Consider the following 1,144-nt stretch of genomic DNA (forward strand, 5'->3'; position numbering starts at 1 on the left):
CCATAGCCACGCCCGGGAGCTCCGAGAGCCGGCCTTCGGCGAGGGCCATGAACCCGGCGCCGCCTTCGTGGCGGGTCACCACGGTTTCAATGGAGGATCCGTGCAGGCCGTCCAGCACATCCAGGAAACTCTCCCCGGGAACACCGTAGACGCGCTGGATACCGGCTCGTTCCAGCTGGGCAACAATCAGGTGCCCGGCGGTGGTTGTTGTACTCAATGCTTCATTCCCTTTTCTTCGATACTCAGTGCGGGGAGGAAAATGCCGGACAGCGCGGTCAATACGGACACCACCAGCAAGATGATGGCGCCGGGCCAGAACGAGTTGCCATTGGCGGCCACGAGGGCGGTGGCGATCAGCGGCACGAAGCCGGAGATGACGCCGGCGCTGTTGGAGGTGATGGCGACGCCGGTGTACCGGACCTTTGTGGCGAAGAGTGCGGTCAGGGCCGTTCCGGACACCGCGTAAGGGATGGACAGGGTGCACACGCCGATGATCATGGCGATGATGACCAGGGCGGGGTTGGCGGTGTCGATGGCCAGGAAGACCGGCACGGCGATGACGGCGGAGGCGATGCCGCCCCAGAGGATGACCTTGCTGGCGCCGTATTTCTCGCCCATGCGGCCGGCCCAGATCAGGGCGAAGATTTCGAAGACGGCCGCGAGGAGCGAGCCGAGAAGCAAGGTTTCGTAGGGCATCTTGAGCACCTTGGTGCCGTAGAAGACTACGAAGCTGGTGATGAGGTAGAAGCCGCCGATGCCCAGCAGCGCCGAGCACATGCCCACCAGGATCTGGCGCCAGCTCTTCGTCAGGACGCCGCGGATGGGGGCGTGCTCGGTCTCGCCGGACTCCATGAGGGCTTCGAATTCCGGGGACTCGCTGAGTTTGCTGCGGATCCACATCGAGATGGCCAGCAGCGGGATCGCCGCGATGAACGGGATGCGCCAGCCCCAGGCATCGAAGTTGGCTTGGCCCACCAGGTAGAGCATTCCGAGGAAGCCGCCGGAGGACAGGATGGTGCCGATAGGCGAGCCGAGCTGCGGGAGGGCAGCGTAGCGGGCGCGCTTGGCAACCGGGGCGTTTTCGACTGCGATGATCACCGAGCCGCTCCACTCGCCGCCGACGGCGAGGCCCTGCAGGATGCGC

Annotated in this window: 2 protein-coding genes; both read right to left on the reverse strand. The window is 65.3% G+C overall.

What is annotated here, in order from left to right:
• Positions 1–217, reverse strand: a 217-nt coding sequence (locus LQV45_RS34485; RefSeq protein ID WP_253074604.1) for a thiamine pyrophosphate-binding protein, incomplete at its 3' end; no start/stop codon positions are given.
• A partial coding sequence (locus tag LQV45_RS34490) for an MFS transporter (RefSeq protein WP_230012393.1) occupies positions 214–1,144 on the reverse strand: 931 nt, incomplete at its 5' end. The genes LQV45_RS34485 and LQV45_RS34490, both read right to left, overlap by 4 nt.

This window comes from Microbacterium sp. Bi128 (assembly GCF_918698205.1).